The following is a 25,956-nucleotide window of genomic DNA, read 5'->3' on the forward strand; positions in this document are numbered from 1 at the left end:
AACAATCACAAATTGTGCTATCATTCGTGTTCCTTTCCTGTCCAGTATGTCTTCAGAACCTGGTATGCTTCTTTTAATCTTTCATGGTAAGATACTGTATTTTCCCATCCTTTCAGTTTAAGCCGTCCCATCTCGATAGTATTTCCTTCTCTGCCAAGACCTATAAACATCTCTTTGATCCCCACTGCTTCAATGCCATAATTTCCATCATAATAATCATCATGAATCTGCATTCGGGACGGATCAGAAAAATTCAGCAGCTGCCATGGGATTCTAATTTCCACATCATCTCCGTTACAGATAAAATCTGCTCTGGAATCATAATCAGATGCAGATGGATTTCCATTACCATAATGCAGCTTTCCACTTTCAAAGGTTCTTAACGGTGTGGCAGCATCCTGATACTGACCAATAACATCCCGTAATACCATGCAGATATTTTCGAATACAGCGCTATCCCGAGCCGGTGGATCAATATAAGAATCTTCTCCTGTAATATCTTCCTCATAATTGGCATGAATGGGATTATACCGATCCTGAACCAACAGACGAGTATTATCTTTTCCATTTAAGATCAGTACAAAATCTGTAGGTCTTTCAAATTTTGCTGTACAATTTTCCATACGGGTACTGCCTGTTTTAGGGGTCGTATCAACCGGAACATACAGCGTGTCATTTTCCAGATCAAAGCCCTTTTTATGGAGATATAAATAAACATCGGAGGCATCATACTTCACACTGATGAAAGAGCCGTCTTCATATTGGATCACCATATCTTTATCCGTCCATTCGGAAGTATCCCCGTCCACGTAACAAACACTTTCTTTTTCCCCACAGTCAAATGCCAGCAAGCCAAAATGCTGGTCATTTGTCTGAGCATCTTCCCAGTAAATATTACGGCTTAAATCTACAGCATACATGGTATTCCAGGTATGCTTGAACCATTCATCCTGCCAGGAGTAGACACAGCCTCCGGAAAGTCCGGCAGCCATAATGTCTTCATAACAATCTACCAGAATCTTTCCCTGTTCTTTTTCAGAATAGTATCCAAGTCCTCTGCTGGTTACCTGATTCTCCTGAATCTCACCTCGTCCTGTGGCTGCACCAAATTCAACAGCCAAAACCGGCATTGTATGATGTTCGTTTAAAAGTCTTAAATATGCCCGATAAGTATTCCTTTTTCCGTCAGGAGTGATACAGTCACTAAAGTCAATCTTTTTATCAGACAAGCTGTTCCACGTTGTGTATTCCATACAGGAAAGGTAATCCTGATCATATGGAGATGCACTGTAGCTGGCAAACTGACCGGATATAAATTTATCAGTTGCAGTTATATGTTCTGCGTCGATCCGGGCACATTTTCGGAAATATTCTGCAATCTCTTTAGGATAATCAAAAGGATCTGTTGCATTTCCACTGGAAAAGGAGATCAGACGCTGCTCATCATATCTTGTTGATTCATAGTACAGCATCTTGTCACCTGTTTCTGCAAGCAGGGATTCAAAGGCAGAGGCATCTTTTGAAGCAGTAAGATAAGTTCCTTTATACGGTTCCATATCCGGATATTTCTCATCTGTATATGCAACGGTTGTATCTTCCCATCCATTTCCGATAATATATCCCAGCACCCATTTCGAGACATCGTGTAAATAAAGTCCTGTACTTGTATCTGCATCATTATTGATGATAAGTCGTTTTCCATGGATCACATCTACAGTGACCAGGCAATTATCCAGAAGCTTTCCTGCAAAGGAGTCGGCATATGCATCCACTCGGGAGTTCTGTATATAATCATTTACCCAGATTCCCTGAAGTAAATATAACGGCTCCTCATGTTGGGAATTGTATTCATAGAACGCTTTATAAAAAGACGGATTCTGGACAGAATAGACTCTCAGCGTATTTGCTCCTGCTTCCTGGATCAGCTGAAACCAGTGCAGATAGGTTTCTTTGGTGATCGCATAATCTGTAGACCATTCACCTGGAATACCGCTTCCCATGTCAATTCCTCTGACTTCAAATGGTTTCCACTTATCTTTGTCCTTTATAAGTATCTCTTTATTCTCAGTTTGGACAAATGTGTTTACATGATTGTCCCGGCCTGAGTCTACATAAAATCCGCCATAAAACACAGCTATAAATCCAATAAATACAAGCAGAATGATGGCAGATATACTGATAATAAATCGTTTCATATTTTAATCATTAACCTCATTATACTGCTTTACACGGGAGGATGCTGAATACTGACGCAGAGTCTCAATGTTTTCATCCAGCCATTTTCCTCTGTTTCGCAAGTAACCTTTTAACTGTCCTTCAGCGGCAGATCTGCTGTCAAGATTTCTCGATACCGGAACCAGAAGTCCCTTTGCCTGCTGTTCCACACTTCCCCATCGTGCATCGTTTCTTGCAAGAGCTGGTGCGATAAAATCAAGGGTTTCATCGATATAACGATAAAGTGATTCTTCACTTAACAGACCTTTTCGCAAGGAATGATATCGCTGGATGATCCGTTCAGTAAAATCCTCATCTTTGATAAGCATTTCAAACCATAATCGGTTGTTCAGGAAAAATCCTGTATAAGGAAGTTCCTCCTCGAAATAGTTATTGCAGGCATTATTAAAATCCCATACACACATACGATACAGATTGTCGGTTCCCTTATAAATATAAGTGGAATAGTTTCCGGCATCTGCATTACTGGAAAGCTCATTGATTATAAAGTAATCTACAAAGCTGTCTACATCTATCATAGAAGTGTAGCCATGTTTTTCCCTGTCATAATCATATGAATACAGAGTTTTTTCAAAATTTGAAAAATCCTGTCGGATTTCTTCTGTCAGTCTGGCATCCCTGTTCCTGTTTCCGGGATATTCTATCTGCAGCAGGAAGGGGGTTTTGTAGGTATACGTTGTAAAGCTGTTTAAAGCTTCTTCGCCCGCATGCTGATGATCCAGGCGAAGCAGGTATCCGGAAAATGTGCTGCGCTTGGCATTTACACGAAGTCCCAGCCTGGCTCCATCTTTTCCGCCGGTTATCATTTCAGTCATTACATATAGACCTTCATATTCACCATTAAGAATTACTTCGCAGAATCTTACATTTGGCGCATAAGACATCATTTCTCCGGCAAGATTGTAAAACATATAATTTCGTATGGCTGTTTTATCGAGCCAGGGACCGTATAATACCCATTCATGGTGCGCATCCATTCCCATAATGGAAAGCGGATTGTTTTCCCCTTTTTTATCTACAAGTCTGATGGCATAGCTTGGCTTATCAAACTTTCTTGAGGAATTACCTCTCATTCGTATACGGATTTCAGAAGATACATCTGCCGTTTCATTTGCATGATGGTACTCTTTGCTGTCATTCCCAATTATATCCATCTGAGCAGCAATTGTAGTTTCCCCATCCGTAGCGCGTGTATAAATGCGGTTGTTTCCATCATCCTTAATGGGTCTTCCCGGGATTTCTATCCCATCTGTATCAATTTTGACAATCGGAAGATATGTACACAGACCGCCATCCGCAGGATCCGTACATGGTTCCTGGGGAATTTCCTGTTCATGCTGATGAATTCTCTCTGTTTTTCGGTAGTCCTTATAAGACAATGGCGCAAAAACGGCAATCAGGATAACCGCAAAGCAGCATATAAATCCTATTATTTTATATTTCATATCAGTTATAAATCTCATCGCTTTGAGCTACAATATTAACACTTTCGATTTGTCCAAGGTTATAGAAATCATCTGTTAAAGCCGGATACTGTTTCTGAACTTTCTCCAGTATTTTTCTGGATAATTCATAAATGTACTCAGCATTTTCCTCTGTCGTATTTTTTACCCGAAGAACGACACCAGTCCCAAAATAACGAAAGACCTGAGATTCTATATTTTCACAGCGGCTTCTTTTTGCACGGATGATCAAAAGCATACGGTTATCACTGCGAATCGCTCCCATGATAAGAAAAATAAGAAAAATAGCAGAACTGCCTACTGCAGCAACCAGATAATCTCCAACTCCACAGCATATTCCCACAATAATCGTCCAGAAAATATATACAGTATCTCTGGAATCTTTTATTGCAGTTCGAAAACGCACAATAGATAATGCACCGACCATACCAAGCGACAATGCAATATTGTTTCCTATGACAGTCATAACTGTTCCTGTCATAACCGTCAGAACGATCAGTGTTACTCCAAATTTTTTGCTGTAAATCGTTCCCTTATGTGAAATCACATATGAAATAAAAATAAACAGACCAATGACAGCACTTACCAGAATATGCATTATAATTTGCTGCCAGGTCATATCCCCCTGTTGGGCAAGCAGGTTATAAATCGTCTCTTTCATTTCCTTTCCTCCTAAAACCTGTAGTTACAGCCAATTTGTCTTGCCATACAATATTTGCTCACGGAAAGCTCGCTTTTCTGAACGGGCAGAAGCATATGCTTGATATAGCTTAACAAAAAGCCATTGTATTTTACTTCCAGCACTACAGCAAAAGGCGACATTACACTGTTTAACACCAGATTTCAATCAAACACATTAAAATTCACTTCATTAGCCCGTATTCTGGAATCAAAGGTTATTCGAATAGAGTTTTCTGGCGCGATAAATGCAAATCTGTCATATTCTACAACTGTTTTAGGACGGTATGCCCACATTTCCATAATTGAATAACATTCCTGTCCAAACTCACTGCCACTGTTTAAAAGTACGGAATAATCACCCTCAATGAGAGCCTGCGCTTCCTTTCTGGATAATCTTAATGATCGCTTTCGCTGATATGGTCCCTGCTTCTGCTTCATTTCAAACAGTGCAAAATCCGCATCAGGACTATATACCCGCAAACGAAACTTTCTTCTTAACTCCAGACCATCTTCTTTTTCCTGAAAATCCCGATTTGACAAAGAATCAAAGTACAAAGAACGTACCTGGTAACCATCTGGTCCATTATGTAAATCGGTATGAACCACATTTGACAGATAATTCCGGAGTTTTAAAGCTTCTGCCTGATTCAGCAGAAATTTCTTTTCTTCCCGCAGTACATCGCGCACAGTATTATTTCCTCCTGCTTTTGCTTTTTAGTAAATCCAACTCTATAGTATACATCCAAAAAATTTTTCTGTCTAGAATACAACTTCATACTATACAATGACCTCTCAGTTACTATTCAGGGGTTAGCTGGACTTGAGGAAACCGATGGTGTAGACTGATAACAGTCAAAGCCATCGGGTAAGCTCATCTGTATTTGTTTTCCATTTTGGGGAACATATCCAAAATACATTCCACTGACATTAACCCTTTTTGCGGATAACTGCTTTTGGAATTCTTGTAACCCACTTTATTCCACTATTTATGAAATTTCCAAAATGGAGCGATTTGAAAATGTACTTTATTCTGTTTCGAAATAAAGTACATTCTGAAATAAAGTGCATTTTGAAATTTTTGTACTTTATGCTATAATCCTTGTATCTAAGCCATTTATTAACCACTAACTATAAAGTACAAAATTTTTTACTTTTGAAAAAGGCTAATTTCGTACTTTATTAAAAAAGCAAAAAAGGCATCGTACAAAAATTTTAAAAGTTGAACACTTGAATTTCTCACAGTTTTCACAGAAAGGAAATGTTTATGATAAAAGGAACCTTATATGGTGTAGGAGTAGGTCCGGGCGATCCGCGGCTCATGACGTATCTGGCAGTTGACACGATTCAGAAGTGCCCGGTGATTGCGGTACCGGCGGATGGAAAGGAAAATGCAGTTTCCTATAAAATTGCCAGTGGGATCGTGGAAAATCTGGATGAAAAGGAATGCTTAAACCTCACTACTCCGATGACAAAAGATAAAGCTGTTTTAAATGCAGCATACCAGGCTGCCTCGAATCAGATTATAGAGCAGCTGGAACAGGGGAAGGATGTTGCCTGCCTCACGCTCGGAGATCCGACGATTTACAGTACCTATATTTATATCCATCGGATTGTAAAAGCACATGGTTATGCAACTGAAATCATTAATGGCATTCCGTCCTTCTGCGCGGTCAGCGCCAAGCTTCAGGACAGTCTTGTTGACCGCTCAGAACAGCTTCATATTATTCCGTCCACTTATGATATTGAGGCGGCGCTGGAACTTCCAGGTACCAAGGTTCTGATGAAAGCAGCTTCCAAGATGCCGCTTGTCAAGGCGACCCTGAAAGAAAAGCATATGACAGGTACCATGATCGAAAATTGTGGTATGCCAGAGGAGCATATTTATCATAAAATTGATGAAATTCCAGATCGGGCAAGTTATTATTCGATTATTGTCGTGAAGGAAGGGAACCATGATTGAATTAAAGCATCTGACAAAAAAATACGATCATTTTCTGGCGGTCGAGGATCTGAACCTGAAAATTGAGACAGGCGAGTTCTTTGGGCTTTTGGGACCGAATGGTGCCGGAAAAACGACCACCATCGGAATGCTCTCCACTCTCCTGCTTCCGACTTCGGGTGAAATCTGGATCAACGGAGAGCTGCTGACCCGTCAGAAAAATCAGCTGAAACAAAAACTCAGTGTCGTTACGCAGGAATACTCGATGCGTCAGGATATGACGATGAACGAGATTATGGAATATCAGGGACGTCTTTATTATATGCCGCTCAGAAAGATTCGGGAGCGGTCAGAGGAATTGTTGGAATTCTGCGGGTTGATCGATTATCGGAAGAGAACCGTCCGAAAGCTTTCCGGAGGCATGAAGCGGAAGCTGATGGTCTGCCGGGCACTTTTAACGGAACCGGAAATCCTTCTTCTGGATGAACCGACTGCAGGGATGGATGCATTTGCCCGCCGTCAGATGTGGAATCTTCTGAAAAAGCTGAATCAGCAAAAGCTTACCATTCTTCTGACAACGCATTATATGGAGGAAGCAGAAACGCTTTGTGACCGTGTCGGCTTTATGTGCGGTGGACGTCTGGAGGAAACAGATGCTCCGGGGCATATGATAGAGACGCTGGGGCGGTATGCGGTCGATGAGACTTCACCAGATGGGCTGAAATCACACTATTTTCATGGAAAGGAGGAGGCAATTCAGTATTTGTCCGCGTCAGAACAGGAAACAGCGCTTCGCAGTACGACATTGGAAGATGTATTTCTGGAGACAATCGGGCAGCAGCTGGAATGCCGGTAAAAATGGGTATTCTTACTGTGTTATGGGAAAAATGGGTAGAATTCCGGCGGGATTTTTATAAAATCACGCTGGCTGCCATGATTGCCCCTCTTTTATATATTCTGGTGTTTGGTCTTGGAATCCAGACTATGTCGCACGGACAATCGTATCTGAACTTTCTGATTCCGGGAGTGGTTGCCCTGACGACCATGAACGGCAGTTTCAATGCTATCGCCCAGAATTTAAACGTCCAGAGATTGTACGAAAAAGCATTTGACCAGGTCATCATCTCTCCTACCCCGCTGTGGCAGTTCATCGCGGGACAGATCATCGGCGGAAGTCTACGGGGATTATATGCGGGAGCCGTGATTATTCTTCTGATTTTGCCGATCGGAACGGGGCTCTGTTTTAACGGCTGGTCGTTTCTTCTAATGTTTTTAAACGGATCTGTGTTTTCCGCAATTGGAGTTGTGGTATCTTTTTATGCCAAAAACCATGCCGATGTGCCGCGCTTTTCGAATTACGTGATTATGCCGATGGCATATCTGTGCAATACATTCTTTTCAGCCCGGAGTATGCCGGATGGTCTGCGCCAGGTGATTGAATATCTGCCGTTATCGCAGACCAGTGCGGCGCTTCGCAGCATCGCCAATCATGAGGCATTTTCTTATACAACGATTGGGATCCTGCTTCTGTATCTGGCGTGTTTTTCGATTGCTGCGTCCTGGTTTCTGTATAAGAAAAAGAATTTATAAACACAGGGTAAGGAGTTTTCTGTCTATGAAAAAAATAGGTTTCATTCTTTTGGGAATCATTTGTATCTTATTTAGCAGCCGGTGGACGTTGACAGCGCAGGCAGGTGCTGGAACGCTGCTTTCCCTGAAGGATGGTGAATATGCCATCGAGGTAACAATGACCGGAGGAAGCGGAAAGGCTTCGATCCAGAGTCCTGCTCTTCTGACGGTGACAGATGGAACGGCATACATATCCATCACATGGAGCAGTTCCAATTATGATTACATGGTGGTAGATAATAGAAAATACGAGAATGAAAGTGCCAAGGACGCAAATTCTCATTTTACGATCCCTGTTTTGGATCTGACAAAAGAACTTACAGTCAGGGCGGATACACTGGCGATGGGAACGCCTCATGAAATCGAATATACCCTTCAATTCAATACTACGTCGATTGCGTCTAAGAGCACACTTCCGCAGGAAGGGGCGAAACGTGTGCTGATGATGGCAGCCGTTATTATTATCGGTGGCGGGATTCTGAATCATATCGTAAATGAACGCCGGAAGCGGGATTATACGGGGAAACGCCGGATTTAAATTAAAAGGGATTCGTAACTGTTCAGTACCTTCACAGTCACGCGCAAAAATCCATTAAAAATTGCCTACGGCAATGGGGTTTTTGCCTGCTGACCCATGTTTTCGTACGGTCAGCGCAGTAAATGCGCAGACCTACTGAACAGTTACAGGGATTCTTCTTTGAAAACCAGCTTCGGGAGAATCCCTTTTTAATGCTTTTATCTTATTTATTATTCAGCATGCTTTTGTACATAAAACAGGCGAGAATCAAAGTCGCAGCTCTCTCTTCTACCATCCATATACTGTCCGGAAGAGGCGTCACTGGTAATCAGTCCTAAATTCATCAGTTCGTCACCATAGTGGGTGCTTACGGCACTTTCATGTCCTTCTGTATATTCCGTGACATTGTAAAGATCGGATTCTTCCAGTCCCTGTAAATACAGCCGCGTAAACGGACCATTGGCGACATTCAGTGTCCGGTACCAGCCGACCAGGGCTTCTGTGCGGTCTTCACTGACCGCCATCCATGCAGTGATATTGTTTTCAAACGGACTGGAAAGTCTGTAAAAAGTACCATACTGAATCAGGGACCGGTGCTGTTTCATAAAGGCGGTCTGAATTTTTAATTCAGATAGATCATCTTCTCCGAGCTGTGCCAGATCCAGTTCATAGCCGAAAGTTCCGAAGAACGCGGTATTGGCACGTGTCCAAAGCGGTGTCTGACGATGAAGCTGATGGTTCGGAGAAGCAGATACATGGGATCCCATCGAGCTGATCGGGTAACCATAGGAAGTGCCGTATTGAATCCGCAGGCGTTCAATCGCATCTGTATCATCACTGATCCATCCCTGCGGTGCATAATACAGCATACCTGCATCAAAACGCGCTCCGCCGCTGGCGCACGATTCGAACAGAATGTCCGGAAAGCGTGTTGTCAGCCGCTCATACATCTGATAAACACCCAGAATGTAGCGGTGAAATACTTCTCCCTGCTGTCTGGCGGAAACTCCTCTGCTCCATACATCACTGAGACTTCGGTTCATATCCCACTTAATATAGGAAATGGAGGCGCCTTCCAGAATCGATACAATCTTTTCATAGATGTAATCAAGGATCTCCTGCCTGGAAAAATCCAATACATACTGGTAACGTCCGTGACAAGGCGTTCGCCCTGGAACCTGGAGGATCCAATCAGGATGCGTGCGGAATAAATCGGAATCGGCATTTACCATCTCCGGTTCGATCCAGAGACCAAACTTCATACCGAGCGCTTCTATCTTCTGTGCCAGTCCGGAAAGACCGTTTGGCAAACGGTCACGGTTTGCCTCCCAGTCGCCCAGTCCGGCTTTTGAGCTGCTTCTGGCACCAAACCAGCCGTCATCTAAAACAAACAGCTCTATGCCGCATTTCTGCGCTCTGGAAGCCAGCTGTAGAAGTTTTTCTTCGGTAAAATTGAAGTAAGTTGCCTCCCAGTTATTGATCAAGATTGGGCGCTCGCGATCACGCCAGTACCCCCTTGCCAGTCGGCGCCGATACAGCCGGTGAAAAGTCTGGCTCATGTCGTTAAGTCCCTGAGAGGAGTAAACAAGCACTGCCTCCGGAGTCTGGAAGGTTTCACCAGGGTTCAGCTCCCAGCTAAAGCCAAACGGATTAATTCCTATCATAAGACGGGTGGTTCCATGTGACTCCACTTCTGCCTGAGCCAGAAAATTACCGCTGTAAATCAAGCTGCAGCCAATGGCTTCTCCCTGAAATTCGTCAGCCGAAGGGCGTTTTAAAATAATGAACGGATTCTGCTCATGGGAAGAATGTCCCCGGGTGCTGTCAATCGCCTGAATGCCATACTCAAGCCTGCGTGTGTGGAGTGCGCGCTCTCTCGCCCATGCCCCAGAAAACTGCATCCACTCATAATCGTGGTCAGGAAGATCCAGGCAAAGACTCATCGCGGTCTGAACCTGTACAGAAATGTCTCCCTGATTGGAAATAGAAGCACTTCGGGCAATGACACCGCCCTCGACAAATATTGTATATAAAAGATGCAGCTCCAGATTAGTATGGGTATCTTTTAACGTAATAATAAGAGTTTCAGCTTCCCCGTCCTGTTCAGTATAAGTAGCGGGAAGTCCTGGCAGTTTTGGCTTTCCGGATGTAACCTGATATCCAGTAAATTGAAAATCTGAATAGGTACTTCCATCATTCTGGAGAATCTCTACTGCCGGATGACGGTAATCACCGCTTCCGTAAGTACCGTACTCCAGCTTAATATGTCCAAGTGAAAAGGTGCGATCGTTTTCATAGAGATAAGATGCCATGTCTCTGGGAGCTAATTCAAGAAGGTATGAGAAATCTTCCTTGTCACGAATCTTTTTCCCATAATACAGCTGTCCCATATGTCCGTTTGGAAGAACCATCATGATATAGCTGATGGTCTGGTTATATAAATGAAATATCTTCGATGATTCGTGATATACAATACTCATATCCTTATTTCCTCCTGTTCTTCTGTCGCTTGTCATTTAATCAGATATAGACTGCTTGCTAAACTTTATTCTACCAGAAAATAGATTAAATGAACAGACTACGGACAGGAATATGGAAAATTCTATAAATTTGATTCTGTCTCTGTTATCGGTTGTGTGTACGTGTATGTGAACGGTAACGATTTATTTATAATAACGAATGGTCAGGTAATGCCCTGCGTCAATATGGTCATCCGAAAGACTGTTCATCTGGCGCAGCTCCCGTACATACTCTTCAACTGACTCCTCCGAATCTGCACAATATGTCTGAGCAATGCTCCAGAGCGTATCTCCATCTTTCAGATGAATACTGGTATAGTACTTTTCCGGTCTAGTATCTGCTTCTTCCTCAGCCATCACATACATCAGACTCCGTCCAAAAAAGCCCGAAAGCAGCATGATGAAAACAACAGCTAAAACCATAACACCTTTTTTCAACGTATACATTTGCAATCTTCTCCTCTCGTGTTTTGTTGGAATCGTCTTTTTGTATTCAAATCCGTTCTTAAAGAATGAGAAGAGATTTGAATATTATAAAAATGTTAGGAACATTTGTTCTGTATGGCTACATTATACGATACGAACAAATGTTTGTCAATGGTTTTGAAAGAAAAAACAAACATTTGTTCTCAACTTGTTACTGTTCACGCATACGTGCCCAGTAACGAAATTTGCCGTGGCTTCGCATTTAAATACGGCAAATTTCTATTGCCACCACCTTTTCTTACGGTACTTTCGGTTTCAAAAGTGCCGTAAGAAAAGGTGGCTTTGCTCGTAAGCAGCAGACACCTGCTTCCTATAAAAATCTAAATACTTTAGGTATATAGATTTTTATAGGAAATCATACATATTGCACAAAACTGCGCTGCTATTTCTGGAAAATATGGCTATAAAAGTCAACAAAACTATTCGCGAAAGCATCCTTTCACGAATAGTTGATAGTTTCATTCCTATTTTTACTATCAAAATCATAATCTATGTATAACAATAATCATGTATAACATATATATAACATACCACAGAATCAGATTGACGCCATTGTGGTTTCATGATAATCTATATACATAAAATAAAGTATGACGCAATTTGAAATTTCAGTTTAAATCGAACGTTATAAGACTTGGCGCATGATCTTTGCAAAGCACTTCTTTGAAATCAGTTTGATAAGCAGAGTATTATCTCGCGTAACTGTCTACATGAGTATGAACAGTTACCATCTCGCAGCAAGAATGTCAGGGTATTAAACAAACAGGTAACTGTTCAGTACCTTCACAGTCACACGCAAAAATCCATTAAAAATTACCTACGGCAATGGGATTTTTGCCTGCTGACCCATGTTTTCGTACGGTCAGCGCAGTAAATGCGCAGACCTACTGAATAGTTGCATAAACAGTTACAAAAAAATAGATTGGAGAATATAGAATATGGGAGAAATTAAACAGGCAAACTTTCGAATCGATTCCGATACAGCGGATGCTTTCCGTGCATTTTGCGAACAAAAAGGAATGAACCAGGCCCAGGGCTTTGATCATGTGATGCAGGTGTTTGAGTTAAATCAAGCCAAATCCTCAATCCCGGGGAGAAGTGTCGAGATTGAGGAGTTTGAAACCATGGTTAAGTCCATCACCTCCGCATATCTGTATAGCTTGGAATTGAACCAGAATGCAGAAGCCAGAGCACGGGAGGAGTTCTCTTCTGAACTCCAGAGAAAAGAACTGCGCCTCACAGAGTTACAGAAAAAAGTAGAACAACTTCAAGCAGAAAAGAAAAAAATGGATGCGGAGTCCGCTTTGCTGACCAAGCAGGAACAGACACTCACCGAACAGCTAGAATCGCTCAGAAAAGGTGCTGCTGACCAGGAGCAGATCAACCAGATGCTGAAGGAGAAACTAGAAGAGGCACAAAATCAGCTGAAGGAAAATGAACGATCAAAAGAATCAGAAGAAATGCTTAAGAATGAGCTTTTACAATGCAAACAGGAGCTTCATGATACGGTACTTGCTCTCTCTCACTCTCAGAAGGAACAGGAGGTAAAGTCAGAGTCCTATCAGCATGCATCCGATCGGATTCTGGCACTTGAAACTGAAAATAAAGAACTACAGCAGAAACTCACAGGACTTACCCAGGAATTATCAAAACAAAAAGCAGATGCTGATATGGGTCTTCAGCAATGCAAAGCCCAGGGGGAGCTTACGATGGAGCGCGCACTATTCAAAAAAGAACGGGAAATGCAGGAACTCCTTCGTCAGGCAGACAAAGAAAATGCCCGTTTGGAAGTGCTGCTTGAGCAGGCAAGAGAACAGCTTAAAAAAGAAAACATTGATAAAGACGAACAATAGTTTGCATTTTGCCCGAACATATGTTACTATATATAATATAATAAGGGCTTACTATAGGCCAGACCTTTCAGTGATTCAGCTGCTGGTCCCATCAGGTGGGCGTTCGACTTGTATCCTGCCAGAATCACTGTATATCCGATATTAAAAACATTTTATATACTTCATCGACAGGAGGAATCTATATGGCACAGGGACGTATTACAGATAAACAGAAAGAGATCTTGGAATTTATTAAAGCATGCATTTTAAAGAAAGGTTATCCGCCGACGGTACGTGAAATTTGTGAAAAGGTACAGCTTAAGTCTACCTCTTCTGTCCACTCTCATCTGGAACAGCTTGAGAAGAACGGATATATTCACCGGGATCCGACAAAACCGAGAGCCATCGAGATCGTTGATGACACCTTTAACCTGTCCCGCCGCGAACTGGTGAATGTACCCCTTATCGGTACTGTAGCAGCCGGTGCGCCGATTCTGGCTGATGAGAATGTGGAGAACTATTTCCCGATTCCGGCAGAACTGCTTCCGAACAGCGAAACTTTTATGCTGAAGGTCCGCGGCAATAGTATGATCGATGTGGGCATCTATGACGGAGATCGTGTTATCGTGGAACAGACCAGTGTCGCAGAGAATGGCGAGATCGTGGTTGCACTCATCGATGATTCAGCTACCGTTAAGCGTTTCTTCAAGGAGAACGGTCACTATCGTCTCCAGCCGGAGAATGCAACCATGGATCCGATTATTGTGGATAAAGTACAGATTCTTGGGAAAGTAATCGGCCTGTTGCGCCTTATGCGGTAACACATTGGTTTGCTGTCGCTTACCTTTCATGTATTATCTGAAAATGGCAGAAGCATTATGTGACAAAATTTAACTCAAAAGCTCTATTCGTTGACGTCCGGAGATACGGTACGCTCAATTTTATAGAATAGAGCTTTTTTGTTCGTATGATTCATTTTTGCAATATGCTTCTTTCGGTGATTAAACCGGTGCATACCGCTCAAAAAGCCAGTCTTCCAGTGCATTTAAGTTATCATCGGAATGTTCTACTTCCCGGGCATATCTCCAGGAGATTTCTTCCACATCCTTCATGGAAAGTTTCTTTCCATTTTCCAGCCATCGGACCATCAGAAATTCCTGTATCCAGCGGACAGAGAACAATGCCAGTTCCATCTTGGAACAGACCATATCGTCGTAGACAGCCCCGCAAAAATAGGTATAGACAAAAAACATTAAAAGCTGCTCGCCCAGATTTTCCCATTCTTCTTTGTGACTTCCTAAGCTTCCATATGCCTTATGAAATTCTTCGCAAATTTTATGATAGGTTTCCTCACTTCCCTGATACAGCCACTTTTCAGCACCATCCAGCACATCATCCCATTCCGGACGCAGGCGTTCCAGACCGCGTAGTACTTGCAATTCTTCTATCTGGCGTGCCCACCGATGGAGAGATGCTGCATCAATGCCTTTTTCAGCAAGACTTTCTGATACAAATTCCTGGAGTTTTTTTCTCTGATGAAGAGCTTCACAGCTTCGCAGAAGTTCATCAATTTCATATTCCTTCTGCTCTTCCACCCGGATCTGATATTGTTCTGTCAGCTGTTCGGATGCCGACATTCGGAGTGTCAGAGGAAGGGATCGATCCTGTAAAATCGAAAACAGAACATCTCTTGTATCTTCCAACTGGGAAAACATCATAAAATCGAATTCTTCAAAATCGTCCTCCAAATCGTCCTCTTCTTCCAGAAAACGGACCGGTTCTTTACAGGAAAGAATGATTCTAGCCGCCTCCGGACAGGACAGGGAAAGAGATAATTCCCGAAGTCCCTCGTATTCTTCCGTATGTCTCGGGTACATTCGACAGGTATCACAAAGAGAATCTGGTCCCAGTGCTTTATAAAGATCGCAGAGATTTTCTTCATTTAAAAATGCACAGCGCCGATTGTTCTGGTAAAAACATTCTTCATCCCAGTCAATAGAATTGCGTAATCGCGTTCCGAACTCGCTCTTTTCATTTCCATATCGCTCCAGAGAGGTTTCATCAATCATGATCTGCCATCCGGCACAGCAGCTATCCGGACAATCTCCTGCTGTACAGACAAATTTATCATAATAATGTGGTTTTAAATATCGCATTTATTTTCCTTCTTTCTTTTTATATAGATCCAGGCACATAAGGCAGTAAAAATAACAGCCGCAGCAATCCATACCGGCCATACCGGAATCGGACAGACTCTTGCGTTCATCATGTTCAGTCCCTGATGAAGTGTGAAAGCACCAAATATGGAAAAAATAACAAATGCCAGTGTATTCAGCAGCCCATCGGGAGTTTTGCTCTTTAAAAGATATCCAACCAGCATTCCGAGAATATCCGCTGCAAAAAGTCCCAGAGAGCACCCAATCCATACAACAAAGGCTGATTTCATGCCTTCATTGGCTCCGAACGTGATGGCTGTAAGCTGAGTCTTATCTCCCAGTTCTGCCACAAAAAATGTACAAAAAACAGCTAAGGGTGCAAACTGAATCTTTGATTTACCGCCCTCATCCTCTTCTTCTTCATCATCACCGGCAAGAGTCGATGCGGCGAAATACAGAAATGCAAGTGCTGCAATCATCTTAATAAGCCAGTCAGGAATAAATTCACTGACAAGTCCGCCCGCCAGAACCGCAAGACCATTCAGAACAAGAATCGCCGCCGCAGTTCCTAGTATAATATCTCTCAACTTATATTTTGAAGTGAGAGCAATCAGCATAAGCTGGGTTTTATCGCCCATCTCTGCGATAAATTCTGTAAAAAACACTTTAAAAAACAGCATCATTTTTCATTTCCTCCTAGATGTAATGCATGTTCCCTCACCGCTCACTGTCGATTATGATGTCCTCCCTTTTTTGCATCAATGCACAAAAGAAAAACTCATGTATATCAACTGACAGCTATGCATGATACAAAAACTGTCGTCCATCGATATACATGAGTCTCATTATTTAAGATTTGCCAGATTATACAGTTGCTATAATCAGAATGTTGACAAACCACACTTTCGCGCTAACTACTCCCTCATGGAATATTGAATTTACTTGATAAATAGTATCAAATAAAGAATGTGTTGTCAACGGAATTTAACGCTTTTACCTACGATTGTCTCATTCGGGTTATGATCTCATTTGCCTTTTTGTAAACTTCCTTTGGCTCCACCCCAATGAAGAATTTCTGGTTTTCATAGAGGATCTTGCCGTTGATCATGGTCATCTTCACATTCTGTTTGCTTCCGCTGTATACCAGGTTTTTCATCGGGTTGTTGATAGGTTGCATATTCGGCTGGTTCAGATCGATCATAATCAGATCCGCCTTTTTGCTTTCTGCAAGGCAGTCGCAGTCTGTCAGTCCCATTGCTTTTGCACCGCCGGTTACTGCCATTTTCAGAACTTCTTCTGCTGGTACTGCAGATGCATCCCGATCATGAAGTTTTCCCAGTCCCGTCACTAAAAACATTTCCCGGAACATATCCAGGCAGTTGTTGCTGGCTGGTCCATCTGTGCCGATGGCCATATTGACTCCGTGTTTCAAAAATGCCGTAGTGTTGGCGATGCCGCTTGCAAGTTTTGTGTTGGATCCAGGATTGGTTACCGCTGTCAGTCCTTTCCTGCGGAAGAGTTCTATTTCCTCATCGGTAAACCAAATGCAATGATATCCACCGCCCCCATGTTCAAATAAGCCCAAGGAATCCAGATAAGCTGCAGGTGTAGTTCCATGGCGCTGTACACACTCTGCCACTTCCCGTTCTGTTTCTGACATATGAGCAAATACAGGAGCCTTGTAGCGCTGTGACAGCTCGGCAATCTTTTTTAAGAGTTCTTCGGAACAAGTGTATTCTGCATGAAATCCCAGACAATACCTGATCAGCTCATCATATTGGTTGTAGGTATTAAAATCTGCCTCCACTTCCTCCAATGAAGAGGAAAAATCATTGATTCCGCTGACGAGTACACTCCGGAATCCACATTCTACCGATGCTTTAGCCATCATTTCTGTATTCAGATACATATCAAAGCAGGAGGTAATACCGCTGGTCAGGTATTCCATGATTCCCAGTTTGGAGAGCCAGTAGATATCATCCGGCTGTAATTTTGCTTCCATCGGGAAGATCTGCTTTGTCAGCCAGTCCTGCAGCGGCATATCATCCGCATAGGATCGAAGAAACGTCATGGCTGTGTGCGTATGTGCATTTTTAAAGCCCGGCATGATGAGATTTTTTTCTGCATCGATCTCACGGTCCCACACATTGCCGCATTCCTTATGAGGACCTACATATGTAATAGTGTTCCCTTCGACCCATACCTCTCCGTGGATGATATCCATATTTCCATTCATCGGAAGAATCTGGGCATTATAAAAACGAATATTCATGTTCTACCTCTTTCCTTTGTCGTAAATCTCTCCAAGTGCACGAGGAGCACGATTGTATTTTGAGAAGAAAATCAAAAGCAGCATTGTAACGATATAAGGCAGCGTCATGGCAAGATCCGAGTAACTGCTGGGCATCTGCATCTTCTGGACAAGATAATAGCCTCCGGATCGGGCAAAACCAAACAGCAGGCAGGATCCAAGTGTAGGAAGGATCTTCCAGTTTCCGAATATCATGGCTGCAATCGCCAGATATCCGTATCCCACATAGATGTTGGAAGAAAAGTTCGCTGAAATGGAATAAGCAAAGCTGATTCCAGCCAGACCGGACAGAGCACCGGATACAAGGACTGCAATCAGACGGATCCGGGTAACATTCTCTCCTGCTGCGTCTACTGCGTGAGGATTATCTCCACAGGCACGAAGATTCATGCCATAACGCGTTTTATACAGCACATACCAGGCAACAACTGCGATCAGAAGGATCAGGATCTCAAATGGATAGACATCTTTAAATGCGGCTCCAATTACTGGGATGCCGGAGAGCAGCGGAATTGTAAACCGTGCAGACACACCCAGAACAAATTTTTCCGAAGCTGCACCGAACACAAGGCGGTTTAAAAGTTTTGTAAAAAATGCAGTCAGTGACATAGCCAGGATATTGATCACGACTCCGCCAATGATCTGATTTGCCTTCAGACGGATACATAACAGTCCATATAAGAGCGAATACAGCATTCCACCTGCCATGGCACATACAATTGCGAGATAATAAGGAACCTGGGAATTGCTTCCAAAATAGCCTGCAGCCAGAACGGCCACAAAGGCGCCTATAAATGCCCCCATTCCCTGCAATCCCTCCAAAGCCAGATTCGTCACGCCGCTCTTTTCGCTGTAGATCCCTCCGATTGCCATTACGAACAGCGGGATCGCAAAGGATAAACCATCAATCAGGATTCGTTCCATCAGCTGATCCCCCTTTCTGTCTCTTCATTTAACTCTTGTTTCATTCGATTCACTTTGTAACGGATATATACACCGCAGGCGGAAAACAGCAGGATCAATCCGGTGATAACGGATGCGATCTCTGATTCCAGACCGGATGCTGAATTCATGTAGGTACTGCCCTTGCTGATCACTGTGATCAGAAGAGATGAAAATATGATGCCGATGGGATGGTTTCCTGCAAGAAGTGCCACTGCGATGGCATCAAAACCGGTGCTTGGAAGGACGCGGGGCTGAATCGAACCAAAATACCCCAGGTAGTACGTCACTCCTGCCAGGCCTCCTAATGCACCGGAGAACATCATCGCCATGATCATGCTTTTGCCAACATTGACACCTGCATACATGGCCGCTTTTCTTCCAAGTCCCACGCATTTGAGTTCATAGCCAAATACGGTGCGATCTAACACGAACTTCACCAGGACTGCAGTCAGAACTGCAAGAAGGATTCCTAAGGGAATATCCATTTTCAAGTTTCCGACGGGTGTGTCCATCAGAGTCAGGCGGGATGCTTTCGAGACGGCCTGGGACTGCCTGGAAACCGGATTGATATAGTACGTGTTGATGAAAAAGCTGATCACATACTGGGCCGTATAGTTTATCATGATCGAAGATACGACTTCATTGATATTAAATTTGTATTTTAACCAGCCAATAAGTGCACCGATGAGTGCACCAACGACTGCTCCGACAATCAGTACGCATGGCTTAGCCACCGCTGCCGGAAGGGAACTATATCCGATCACCAGAGTTGTGATAAAACCAGAGGTAAGCATCTGACCGGAGACACCGATATTAAAGAGTCCGGCACACATACCGACTGCTACTGCCAGAGACGCAAAAAGCATCGGAGTCCAGGCATTCATATAACTGGTGAAGTCGGTCAGCATATTCTTATATCCGGCATAACTCGGTTTCGGGAGGAATCCAGCCCCCTGAAGAAGGTTACCATAGGCCGACAGAGGATTCTTGCCAAGCGAAAGAATGATCACAGCTCCAGCCAGAAGGCTTAAGAAAATGGCCGACATGGGAATGGTGATACCCTGGTATTTTTCATTTCCCAGGAGTCTGACAAGCATCTTTTTCAATCTGTGTTTAATTTTCAGCATTTTGGTGCACCCCCATCATAAATTCTCCCACTTCATTTGATGTAAGCGTTTTTGCAGCTGCTATTTTCTGGATTTCTCCATTATATATTACTCCGATGGTATCTGCACAATTCATGATCTCATCCAGCTCTAACGAAATCAGCAGGATTGCCTTTCCTGCATCTCTCTGTCGGATAATCTGCTTATGGATATTTTCGATGGCTCCGATATCCAGACCTCTGGTTGGCTGCACAAAGATCATCAGAGGAGACTGAAGTTCAATCTCTCTTCCGATGATGGCCTTCTGCTGATTACCGCCGCTCATGGAGCGGACAATGGTCTTGTTTCCCTGACTGCTCCGGATGTCATACCGGTCAATCAGTTCATTTCCGTACTGGGAAAATTCTGCTTTATCCAGTACACCTTTATGGGAAAATGGTTCTCGGAAGTAGTTTTTCAATCCCAGATTTTCCTCCAGGGTAAAATCCATGACCAGGCCGCAGCTCTGCCGATCCTCCGGAATATAAGAGATTCCTTCCAGGGTTCGTTTGCGGATGGAGTAATTGGTGATATCGACTCCATTCAGAAGAATACTACCTGAAGCTGCCTTCTCAACTCCTGCAATCGCATCTGCAATCTCAATTTGACCATTGCCGGATACTCCGGCAATGGCAAATACTTCTCCGCCGTGGACAGAAAAGGATACATTTTTTACTACTTCAAAATGATCCTGATTTTTTACAGTGAGATTCTTTACCTCTAACACAGTCTCCCGGTAATGAGGCTCTGATTTCTCTACTTCAAAAGAAACTTCCCGTCCAACCATCAAATTGGCCATCTGCTTTGTAGAGGTCGTGGCGACATCTAGAACATCGATGAGCTTTCCTCTGTTTAAAATCGCACATCTATCTGCAATTTTTTTGATTTCCTCCAGCTTATGGGTGATCAGGATGATGGTTTTTCCATCATCTCTGAGGTTGCGGATGATCGTCAGCAGGGATTCAATCTCCTGAGGCGTCAGCACTGCTGTCGGCTCATCAAAGATCAGAATTTCAGCTTCCCGGTACAGCATTTTCAGGATCTCGACACGCTGCTGTGTCGATACACTTGTATTTTCGATCACATCGATCGGATTGACTTCCAGACCGTACTTCTTAGAAAGCGCCTCGATCTCCTGATCTGCTTTTTTTAAATCAACATAGGGAAGGATTCCAAACAGTTTGTCTTTCTTCTTTAAACCCAGAATAATGTTTTCTGTAATCGTGTAATTCTGTACCAGCTTAAAATGCTGATGGACCATACCAATATTGAGTTTTGTTGCGTAGCTTGGAGAATGAATCTGTTCTTTCTTACCCCGGATGAAGATCTCACCTTCATCCGGTTCATACATACCAAATATCATGCTCATCAAAGTTGATTTTCCGGCACCGTTTTCGCCAAGCAGTGCGAAGATCTCACCTTTTTTAATTTGAAGCGTCACATCATCGTTTGCCACGATACCTGGGAAACGTTTTGTGATGTGCTTCATTTCAATGATATATTCCGACATTTAAGCCTCCTCATTTTCTGGTACAGAACGTATTATTTCAATCCTGGGAAATCTTCCGGCTCAATTCCGTTAAAGTTTGCTGCCGGAACGATAGTTCCATCTTTTACAAGTTCATATGCTTCGTCCATCTTCTTCACGGTATCCTCAGACATGCTTTGACGTCCTTCCTCTGTTACATAACCAACAGAATCAGAATCTGCACCTAACAGAGCGTTTGCTCCCTGGAAACCTCCGTCTGCGATAGCATTTAATTGTTTCTCTACGTTCATGCTCATAACTTTCAGTACAGAAGTCAGAATAATGTTATCAGAACCGTTAGCACCATCATCATACTGGTCTACGTCACAGCCTACTACTTTTACATTGCCAGCTTCTTTAGCAGCAGTAAATACACCGTTTCCAGAACCGCCTGCAGCTACGAACAGAATATCACAGCCCTCATCGATGAGAGCTTTTCCAACAACTTTACCGGTTGCTTCATCTGCAAAGCTTCCAACATAGTTTCCACCTACATTTTTATTGGTAACGTCAACGCCTGCGTAAGATGGGATCTCTACGATCTCAACACCGGTATCATATTTCTCATTTGCGTAATTGACACCACTCTCAAAACCGTACTGATAGTTTACATTGCTTGGGTATGCAATACCGGTTACTACAGCTACCTTTTTGCTTTCAGACTCCAGTGCAGCTGCCATTCCCGCGAAGAAACCTCCTTCCTGCTCCTTGAAAGTCATTGCATAAATATTATCACATTCGATGTCATTACCCTCAGAATCGGTCGGATTCGTATCTACAAGGATAAAATCTACATCTGGGTTATCGGTTGCGATGGTTCCGATTCCGGAGAATTGGAAGCCCGGGCATACGATCACATTGTAGTCTGCAACGATATCAGCAACTGCCTGAATAACTGCAGCCGGATCACCGGTTTCCTCGCGAACCGGAGTTACGGTTGCTCCCGGATGAGACTCGATAAATTTCAGGATACCGTTGTAGTTATCCTGGTTAAAGGAGCCGTCATCTACACCGGATGGGCTGGTCACGATGGCGATCTTTAAATCTCCATCAGCGTTCTCAGCAGAAGCTGCTGCTGTTTCAGCCGTATTTTCCTTTGTCTCGGCTGTATTATTGTTTCCACCGCATCCTGTCATTAACGCTGCGGATACTGCTACACCTGCTACAATACCAAATAATTTTTTCATCAATCTTTTCCTCCTATTTTTTGTTTTTGCCAAACATATTTGCAAGACTCTCCGTATACGGTGGTCTACAGATTCCTTTTTCCGTTACAATTCCGGCGATCAGCGTGTGATCGGTTACATCAAATGCCGGATTATAACATTTGACACCCTCCGGTGCCATCGGTTTTTCATAAAATTTGCTTTTGATCTCTTCCGGACTTCGAAGTTCGATCTGGATATCATCGCCAGTTGCACAGTCAAGATCGATGGTTGAACTCGGTCCTAATACATAGAACGGAATTCCGTAATGTTTTGCAAGGATTGCAACACCACTGGTTCCAATCTTATTGGCCGCATCACCGTTGGCAGCGATACGATCACAGCCTACGAAGCAGGCCTGGATCCAGCCGTTTTTCATTACAATGCTGGCCATGTTATCACAAATCAATGTTACATCGATTCCTGCCTGATCTAACTCATATGAGGTAAGTCTTGCTCCCTGAAGAAGCGGCCTTGTCTCATCTGCAAATACATGGAAATTCATGCCCTGCTCTTTTCCAAGGAAGAGAGGTCCTAAGGCAGTTCCATAGCGGGAGGTGGCTAAGGGTCCGGCATTGCAATGTGTCAGAATTCCGTCTCCGTCCTTAATAAGGCTTAAACCATATTCAGAAATCGCTCTGCACATCTGGCAGTCCTCTTCCTGAATATCCATGCACTCTTTCTTCAGATATCCAAGAATCTCTGGTACAGAAGCATCGCTGTGGCTTGTCACTACCTGCTCCATGCGGTTTAATGCCCAGCTCAGGTTCACTGCCGTTGGACGGGAAGAGTTCAGATAATCCTTATACTCTCTGAATTTCTTTAAAAACTCATCGTAATCCCCGGTTTCAATCGTTCCGGCCAGAACATACATTCCAAATGCCGCACAAATTCCGATTGCCGGTGCTCCCCGGACTTTCAATTCAAAAATGGCATCATACAGATCCTTCGCCGTTCCAAGGGTCAGGTATTCGGTAACCGTTGGAAGCTTAGTCTGATCAATGATGGTCACAGCTTTGCCGTCTTCATGCAAGTACACATTTTTGATTGCTTCTGACTGATTGTCCACTTTATCATCTCCTTTGTTTTTTATTCATCACTCAGATCATTTTACCGATTCGAACTATGGATTCCGTAATCAGCTGTTTAAATAACGGTGCAACACGGTCAGCTGTTTCCTTCACTTCCTCCGCACTCAAAGGCTGATCAGTCATTCCGCATCCCAGATTGGAAATGCAGGAAATACCGCAGACCTTCATGCCCATATGATTGGCAGCTATGGCCTCGCATGCGGTGCTCATTCCTACTGCATCTCCTCCAAGTATCCGGCACATTTTTACTTCATGGGGAGTTTCAAAATTCGGACCGGACAGCTGGATATAGGTTCCCTCCTGAAGCGGAATCTGAAGGTCTGCAGCAGCACCCCGGATGATCCCACAAAGGTCCTTACGGTAAATCTCAGACATATCGCTGAAACGCTCTCCCAGCATCTCCTCATTGGGTCCGATGAGAGGAGACGGTACAAAATTACTGATCTGGTCGGTGATCATCATAAAATCACCGGCTTTGTAATCATAATTCACACTGCCGGAAGCATTGGTCAGAAACAAGGCCCGGGCCCCCATCATCTTCATGAGACGGGTGGGAAGAACTACATCCTCCATGGAATATCCTTCATAGTAGTGGACACGTCCCTGCATGATTACGACCGGGACATCTCCTACGTATCCAAAGACAAATCTGCCCTTATGTCCGCTGACTGTGGACACAGGAAAACCCTCAATATCATGATAATCCAAAACAGCTTCTACCCGAATGGTATCTGCATAATCACCGAGTCCGGATCCCAGCACCAGTGCCACCTCCGGCTTAAAATTAATTTTGTCTTTAAAGCACTGATAGCATTTTAATAATCGTTCATACGCCTTTGTCATATCAGACCTCCTCGTATTCTTTGATCACAACCGGATGTCCTGAACAGAGTGCAAGATGATAGATCTTTGCAGCATCCTCCACATAAACACTGTTTGTATATGCTTCCGGTAATGTTCCGCCGATAGCCACGACACCGTGATTGGCCATCAGACAGGCATTTTTCCGTTCCAGGATTGGAACTGCATTCAGACCAACCTCTGCACTTCCCTGCTGTGCATAAGGACTTACCTCCAGTTTCCCTTTTAAGAAAGGAATCATTTCAATCAGTACAACTGGAATTTCCTGATGGTTTACCGCAAAACTGCTTGCATAAGGAGAATGTGTATGCACCACCGCATTAGCATGGGACAGGTGACGGTAAATCTCAGCATGCATTTTCCACTCGGAAGATGGCTTGTGTCTTCCTTCGACCAGATTGCCATCCAGATCAATCACTACGATATCCTCTTCCGCCATCAAACTGTAATCATAGGAGCTGGGAGTAATTACGATCCACTGCTTCTCACGAAAGTAAGCACTGATATTGCCGCTTGTTCCGGCCATCAACTTTTCATCATGGGCCTTTTTCGCTGTCATCAGCACATTTTGTTTCAGTTCCTTCAAATCTGTCATAATCTTATCGCTCATCTCCTTTGGTTTTTGATTTTCTTTCCGCTTTCCCTTCCAGGACAGGGATCTGATGTGCCTGGAACCATTCCCATAGGTCCGGATTGGTTTTTCGGATGGAATGATCCACAACCACCTGACTGAGCTGCTCCAACTCTCCGATCACATACACCTCGTTGCGTCCGATCTTCGTATTGTCCACCACCAGGATCTTATGTTTCGCCTGCTTTAATACCTGACGACGGATATCTGCTTCTTCACGGGTGGAATCTGTAATACCTGCCTCCAGACTGCAGCCGGCACTGCTGACAAATGCATAATTGATAAAGCAGGTTTTCATCTGTTCCAGTACGGTCTGTCCTTCAAACGCTTCCCGATCGCGATTCAGCTCACCGCCAAATAAAATAAGACGAATCTGCGGATTCGCATCAATCTCCTTTGCCACTGCCAGAGAATTGGTCATGACGGTCAGCTTGCCGGGAAAATCCGCTAATTGCTTCGCAATATGAAGAGCCGTGGTACTGCAATCCAGAAAAATGGAACTCTTTTCGTGGATCCATTGCATGCAGAGAGATGCAAGAAGCTTTTTCTCTTCCTGCATCACCTTGCTGCGAACCGAGATGGGAGTTTCATTGCCAAAACCTTCGTTTAAGTAGGCACCTCCGTGAACACGGTTTAATTTCTCCTGTTTTTCCAGTTTTTCCAGATCCTTTCGAACCGTTTCTTCCGTAACTCCCATTTCACGGCTCAGATCCGTCACCATGACTACTTTATTCTTCTCCAGCATGGACAAGATGTATTCTGCACGTTCGATTGCATGCATA

At 43.6% G+C, this 25,956-nt stretch carries 23 protein-coding genes; 6 read left to right on the forward strand and 17 right to left on the reverse strand.

Annotation, left to right across the window (positions count from 1 at the left end; translation table 11 throughout):
* Positions 1-20: 20 nt before the first annotated feature.
* The 4 genes from DW931_RS01620 to DW931_RS01635 all read right to left on the reverse strand — a co-directional run bounded on the left by DW931_RS01620 (position 21) and on the right by DW931_RS01635 (position 5,066).
* The gene (locus DW931_RS01620) at positions 21-2,195 is read right to left on the reverse strand and encodes a hypothetical protein (protein WP_118467682.1); all 2,175 of its coding nucleotides are present in this window, start codon (positions 2,193-2,195) and stop codon (positions 21-23) included.
* Between the two features lie 3 nt (positions 2,196-2,198).
* Positions 2,199-3,680 carry a CotH kinase family protein gene (locus DW931_RS01625; RefSeq protein WP_182426625.1) on the reverse strand — a complete coding sequence of 494 codons (1,482 nt, stop codon included), beginning with the start codon at positions 3,678-3,680 and terminating at the stop codon, positions 2,199-2,201.
* A gap of 1 nt (position 3,681) precedes the next feature.
* A complete protein-coding gene (locus tag DW931_RS01630) occupies positions 3,682-4,359 on the reverse strand; it encodes a DUF4956 domain-containing protein (protein WP_118467686.1) in 678 nt (225 codons plus the stop codon).
* Positions 4,360-4,541: 182 nt separating this feature from the next.
* Positions 4,542-5,066 carry a polyphosphate polymerase domain-containing protein gene (locus DW931_RS01635; protein ID WP_243015182.1) on the reverse strand — a complete coding sequence of 175 codons (525 nt, stop codon included), beginning with the start codon at positions 5,064-5,066 and terminating at the stop codon, positions 4,542-4,544.
* Positions 5,067-5,643: 577 nt separating this feature from the next.
* Here DW931_RS01635 and cobI point away from each other — a divergent pair.
* Genes cobI through DW931_RS01655 form a run of 4 tightly spaced genes read left to right on the forward strand, consistent with a single transcriptional unit; the run spans position 5,644 to position 8,485 of the window.
* Positions 5,644-6,339, forward strand: coding sequence for a precorrin-2 C(20)-methyltransferase (cobI, locus tag DW931_RS01640; protein ID WP_265104113.1), 696 nt, complete (start codon positions 5,644-5,646; stop codon positions 6,337-6,339).
* Positions 6,332-7,174, forward strand: a complete 843-nt coding sequence (locus DW931_RS01645; protein ID WP_118467689.1) for an ABC transporter ATP-binding protein — start codon at positions 6,332-6,334, stop codon at positions 7,172-7,174. Before cobI ends, DW931_RS01645 begins: the two co-directional genes overlap by 8 nt.
* On the forward strand, positions 7,165-7,908 hold the full coding sequence (locus tag DW931_RS01650; RefSeq protein WP_243015183.1) for an ABC transporter permease: 744 nt from the start codon (positions 7,165-7,167) through the stop codon (positions 7,906-7,908). The genes DW931_RS01645 and DW931_RS01650 overlap by 10 nt, the downstream gene beginning before the upstream one ends.
* Positions 7,909-7,933: 25 nt before the next feature.
* Complete coding sequence (locus tag DW931_RS01655; RefSeq protein ID WP_118467691.1) at positions 7,934-8,485, forward strand: hypothetical protein; 552 nt, start codon at positions 7,934-7,936, stop codon at positions 8,483-8,485.
* A gap of 209 nt (positions 8,486-8,694) precedes the next feature.
* Here DW931_RS01655 and DW931_RS01660 read toward each other — a convergent pair whose 3' ends face one another.
* Entirely contained in the window at positions 8,695-10,944 is a 2,250-nt protein-coding gene (locus DW931_RS01660; protein WP_118626844.1) for an alpha-galactosidase, read from the reverse strand.
* 183 nt (positions 10,945-11,127) lie between these two features.
* Positions 11,128-11,430 carry a LysM peptidoglycan-binding domain-containing protein gene (locus DW931_RS01665; protein ID WP_022359414.1) on the reverse strand — a complete coding sequence of 101 codons (303 nt, stop codon included), beginning with the start codon at positions 11,428-11,430 and terminating at the stop codon, positions 11,128-11,130.
* Between the two features lie 977 nt (positions 11,431-12,407).
* On the opposite strand from DW931_RS01665, the gene DW931_RS01670 reads away from it, so the two are divergent.
* Both DW931_RS01670 and lexA read left to right on the forward strand, forming a co-directional pair.
* The gene (locus DW931_RS01670) at positions 12,408-13,322 is read left to right on the forward strand and encodes a hypothetical protein (protein WP_118482374.1); all 915 of its coding nucleotides are present in this window, start codon (positions 12,408-12,410) and stop codon (positions 13,320-13,322) included.
* A gap of 182 nt (positions 13,323-13,504) precedes the next feature.
* Complete coding sequence (lexA, locus tag DW931_RS01675; RefSeq protein WP_022359416.1) at positions 13,505-14,122, forward strand: transcriptional repressor LexA; 618 nt, start codon at positions 13,505-13,507, stop codon at positions 14,120-14,122.
* A 180-nt stretch (positions 14,123-14,302) separates the two neighbouring features.
* Here the strand turns inward: lexA and fliB are convergent, their stop codons facing one another.
* The 11 genes from fliB to DW931_RS01730 form a co-directional block, all read right to left on the reverse strand.
* On the reverse strand, positions 14,303-15,457 hold the full coding sequence (gene fliB / locus DW931_RS01680) for a flagellin lysine-N-methylase (RefSeq protein WP_118467697.1): 1,155 nt from the start codon (positions 15,455-15,457) through the stop codon (positions 14,303-14,305).
* Positions 15,445-16,140, reverse strand: a complete 696-nt coding sequence (locus DW931_RS01685) for a TMEM165/GDT1 family protein (RefSeq protein ID WP_118467698.1) — start codon at positions 16,138-16,140, stop codon at positions 15,445-15,447. The genes fliB and DW931_RS01685 overlap by 13 nt, the downstream gene beginning before the upstream one ends.
* Before the next feature lie 314 nt (positions 16,141-16,454).
* Positions 16,455-17,729, reverse strand: coding sequence for an amidohydrolase (locus DW931_RS01690; RefSeq protein WP_118482375.1), 1,275 nt, complete (start codon positions 17,727-17,729; stop codon positions 16,455-16,457).
* Positions 17,730-17,732: 3 nt separating this feature from the next.
* A complete protein-coding gene (locus DW931_RS01695) occupies positions 17,733-18,692 on the reverse strand; it encodes an ABC transporter permease (protein ID WP_106999892.1) in 960 nt (319 codons plus the stop codon).
* Positions 18,692-19,840, reverse strand: a complete 1,149-nt coding sequence (locus tag DW931_RS01700; RefSeq protein WP_117795411.1) for an ABC transporter permease — start codon at positions 19,838-19,840, stop codon at positions 18,692-18,694. The genes DW931_RS01695 and DW931_RS01700 overlap by 1 nt, the downstream gene beginning before the upstream one ends.
* On the reverse strand, positions 19,827-21,368 hold the full coding sequence (locus DW931_RS01705; protein WP_117795413.1) for an ABC transporter ATP-binding protein: 1,542 nt from the start codon (positions 21,366-21,368) through the stop codon (positions 19,827-19,829). The genes DW931_RS01700 and DW931_RS01705 overlap by 14 nt, the downstream gene beginning before the upstream one ends.
* Before the next feature lie 32 nt (positions 21,369-21,400).
* Entirely contained in the window at positions 21,401-22,573 is a 1,173-nt protein-coding gene (locus DW931_RS01710) for a BMP family ABC transporter substrate-binding protein (protein ID WP_117795415.1), read from the reverse strand.
* A gap of 13 nt (positions 22,574-22,586) precedes the next feature.
* Positions 22,587-23,660: an S-methyl-5-thioribose-1-phosphate isomerase gene (gene mtnA / locus DW931_RS01715; RefSeq protein ID WP_227589507.1), complete on the reverse strand. Its 1,074-nt coding sequence runs from the start codon at positions 23,658-23,660 to the stop codon at positions 22,587-22,589.
* A gap of 31 nt (positions 23,661-23,691) precedes the next feature.
* Positions 23,692-24,525, reverse strand: a complete 834-nt coding sequence (locus tag DW931_RS01720) for a purine-nucleoside phosphorylase (RefSeq protein WP_118467702.1) — start codon at positions 24,523-24,525, stop codon at positions 23,692-23,694.
* Position 24,526: 1 nt separating this feature from the next.
* On the reverse strand, positions 24,527-25,153 hold the full coding sequence (locus tag DW931_RS01725; protein ID WP_227589508.1) for a class II aldolase/adducin family protein: 627 nt from the start codon (positions 25,151-25,153) through the stop codon (positions 24,527-24,529).
* Positions 25,143-25,955: a DeoR/GlpR family DNA-binding transcription regulator gene (locus DW931_RS01730; protein WP_106999897.1), complete on the reverse strand. Its 813-nt coding sequence runs from the start codon at positions 25,953-25,955 to the stop codon at positions 25,143-25,145. Before DW931_RS01730 ends, DW931_RS01725 begins: the two co-directional genes overlap by 11 nt.
* Position 25,956 lies beyond the last annotated feature (1 nt).

The organism is Clostridium sp. AM43-3BH (assembly GCF_003479985.1).
GTDB lineage: Bacteria > Bacillota > Clostridia > Lachnospirales > Lachnospiraceae > Otoolea > Otoolea fessa.

Coding starts and splice junctions, on each gene's coding strand:
- DW931_RS01620 (WP_118467682.1), bottom strand. CDS start 2,195: ATGAAACGATTTATTATCAGTATATCTGCCATCATTCTGCTTGTATTT.
- DW931_RS01625 (WP_182426625.1), bottom strand. CDS start 3,680: ATGAAATATAAAATAATAGGATTTATATGCTGCTTTGCGGTTATCCTG.
- DW931_RS01630 (WP_118467686.1), bottom strand. CDS start 4,359: ATGAAAGAGACGATTTATAACCTGCTTGCCCAACAGGGGGATATGACC.
- cobI (WP_265104113.1), top strand. CDS start 5,644: ATGATAAAAGGAACCTTATATGGTGTAGGAGTAGGTCCGGGCGATCCG.
- DW931_RS01645 (WP_118467689.1), top strand. CDS start 6,332: ATGATTGAATTAAAGCATCTGACAAAAAAATACGATCATTTTCTGGCG.
- DW931_RS01650 (WP_243015183.1), top strand. CDS start 7,165: ATGCCGGTAAAAATGGGTATTCTTACTGTGTTATGGGAAAAATGGGTA.
- DW931_RS01655 (WP_118467691.1), top strand. CDS start 7,934: ATGAAAAAAATAGGTTTCATTCTTTTGGGAATCATTTGTATCTTATTT.
- DW931_RS01660 (WP_118626844.1), bottom strand. CDS start 10,944: ATGAGTATTGTATATCACGAATCATCGAAGATATTTCATTTATATAAC.
- DW931_RS01665 (WP_022359414.1), bottom strand. CDS start 11,430: ATGTATACGTTGAAAAAAGGTGTTATGGTTTTAGCTGTTGTTTTCATC.
- DW931_RS01670 (WP_118482374.1), top strand. CDS start 12,408: ATGGGAGAAATTAAACAGGCAAACTTTCGAATCGATTCCGATACAGCG.
- lexA (WP_022359416.1), top strand. CDS start 13,505: ATGGCACAGGGACGTATTACAGATAAACAGAAAGAGATCTTGGAATTT.
- fliB (WP_118467697.1), bottom strand. CDS start 15,457: ATGCGATATTTAAAACCACATTATTATGATAAATTTGTCTGTACAGCA.
- DW931_RS01685 (WP_118467698.1), bottom strand. CDS start 16,140: ATGATGCTGTTTTTTAAAGTGTTTTTTACAGAATTTATCGCAGAGATG.
- DW931_RS01690 (WP_118482375.1), bottom strand. CDS start 17,729: ATGAATATTCGTTTTTATAATGCCCAGATTCTTCCGATGAATGGAAAT.
- DW931_RS01695 (WP_106999892.1), bottom strand. CDS start 18,692: ATGGAACGAATCCTGATTGATGGTTTATCCTTTGCGATCCCGCTGTTC.
- DW931_RS01700 (WP_117795411.1), bottom strand. CDS start 19,840: ATGCTGAAAATTAAACACAGATTGAAAAAGATGCTTGTCAGACTCCTG.
- DW931_RS01705 (WP_117795413.1), bottom strand. CDS start 21,368: ATGTCGGAATATATCATTGAAATGAAGCACATCACAAAACGTTTCCCA.
- DW931_RS01710 (WP_117795415.1), bottom strand. CDS start 22,573: ATGAAAAAATTATTTGGTATTGTAGCAGGTGTAGCAGTATCCGCAGCG.
- DW931_RS01720 (WP_118467702.1), bottom strand. CDS start 24,525: ATGACAAAGGCGTATGAACGATTATTAAAATGCTATCAGTGCTTTAAA.
- DW931_RS01725 (WP_227589508.1), bottom strand. CDS start 25,153: ATGAGCGATAAGATTATGACAGATTTGAAGGAACTGAAACAAAATGTG.
- DW931_RS01730 (WP_106999897.1), bottom strand. CDS start 25,955: ATGCATGCAATCGAACGTGCAGAATACATCTTGTCCATGCTGGAGAAG.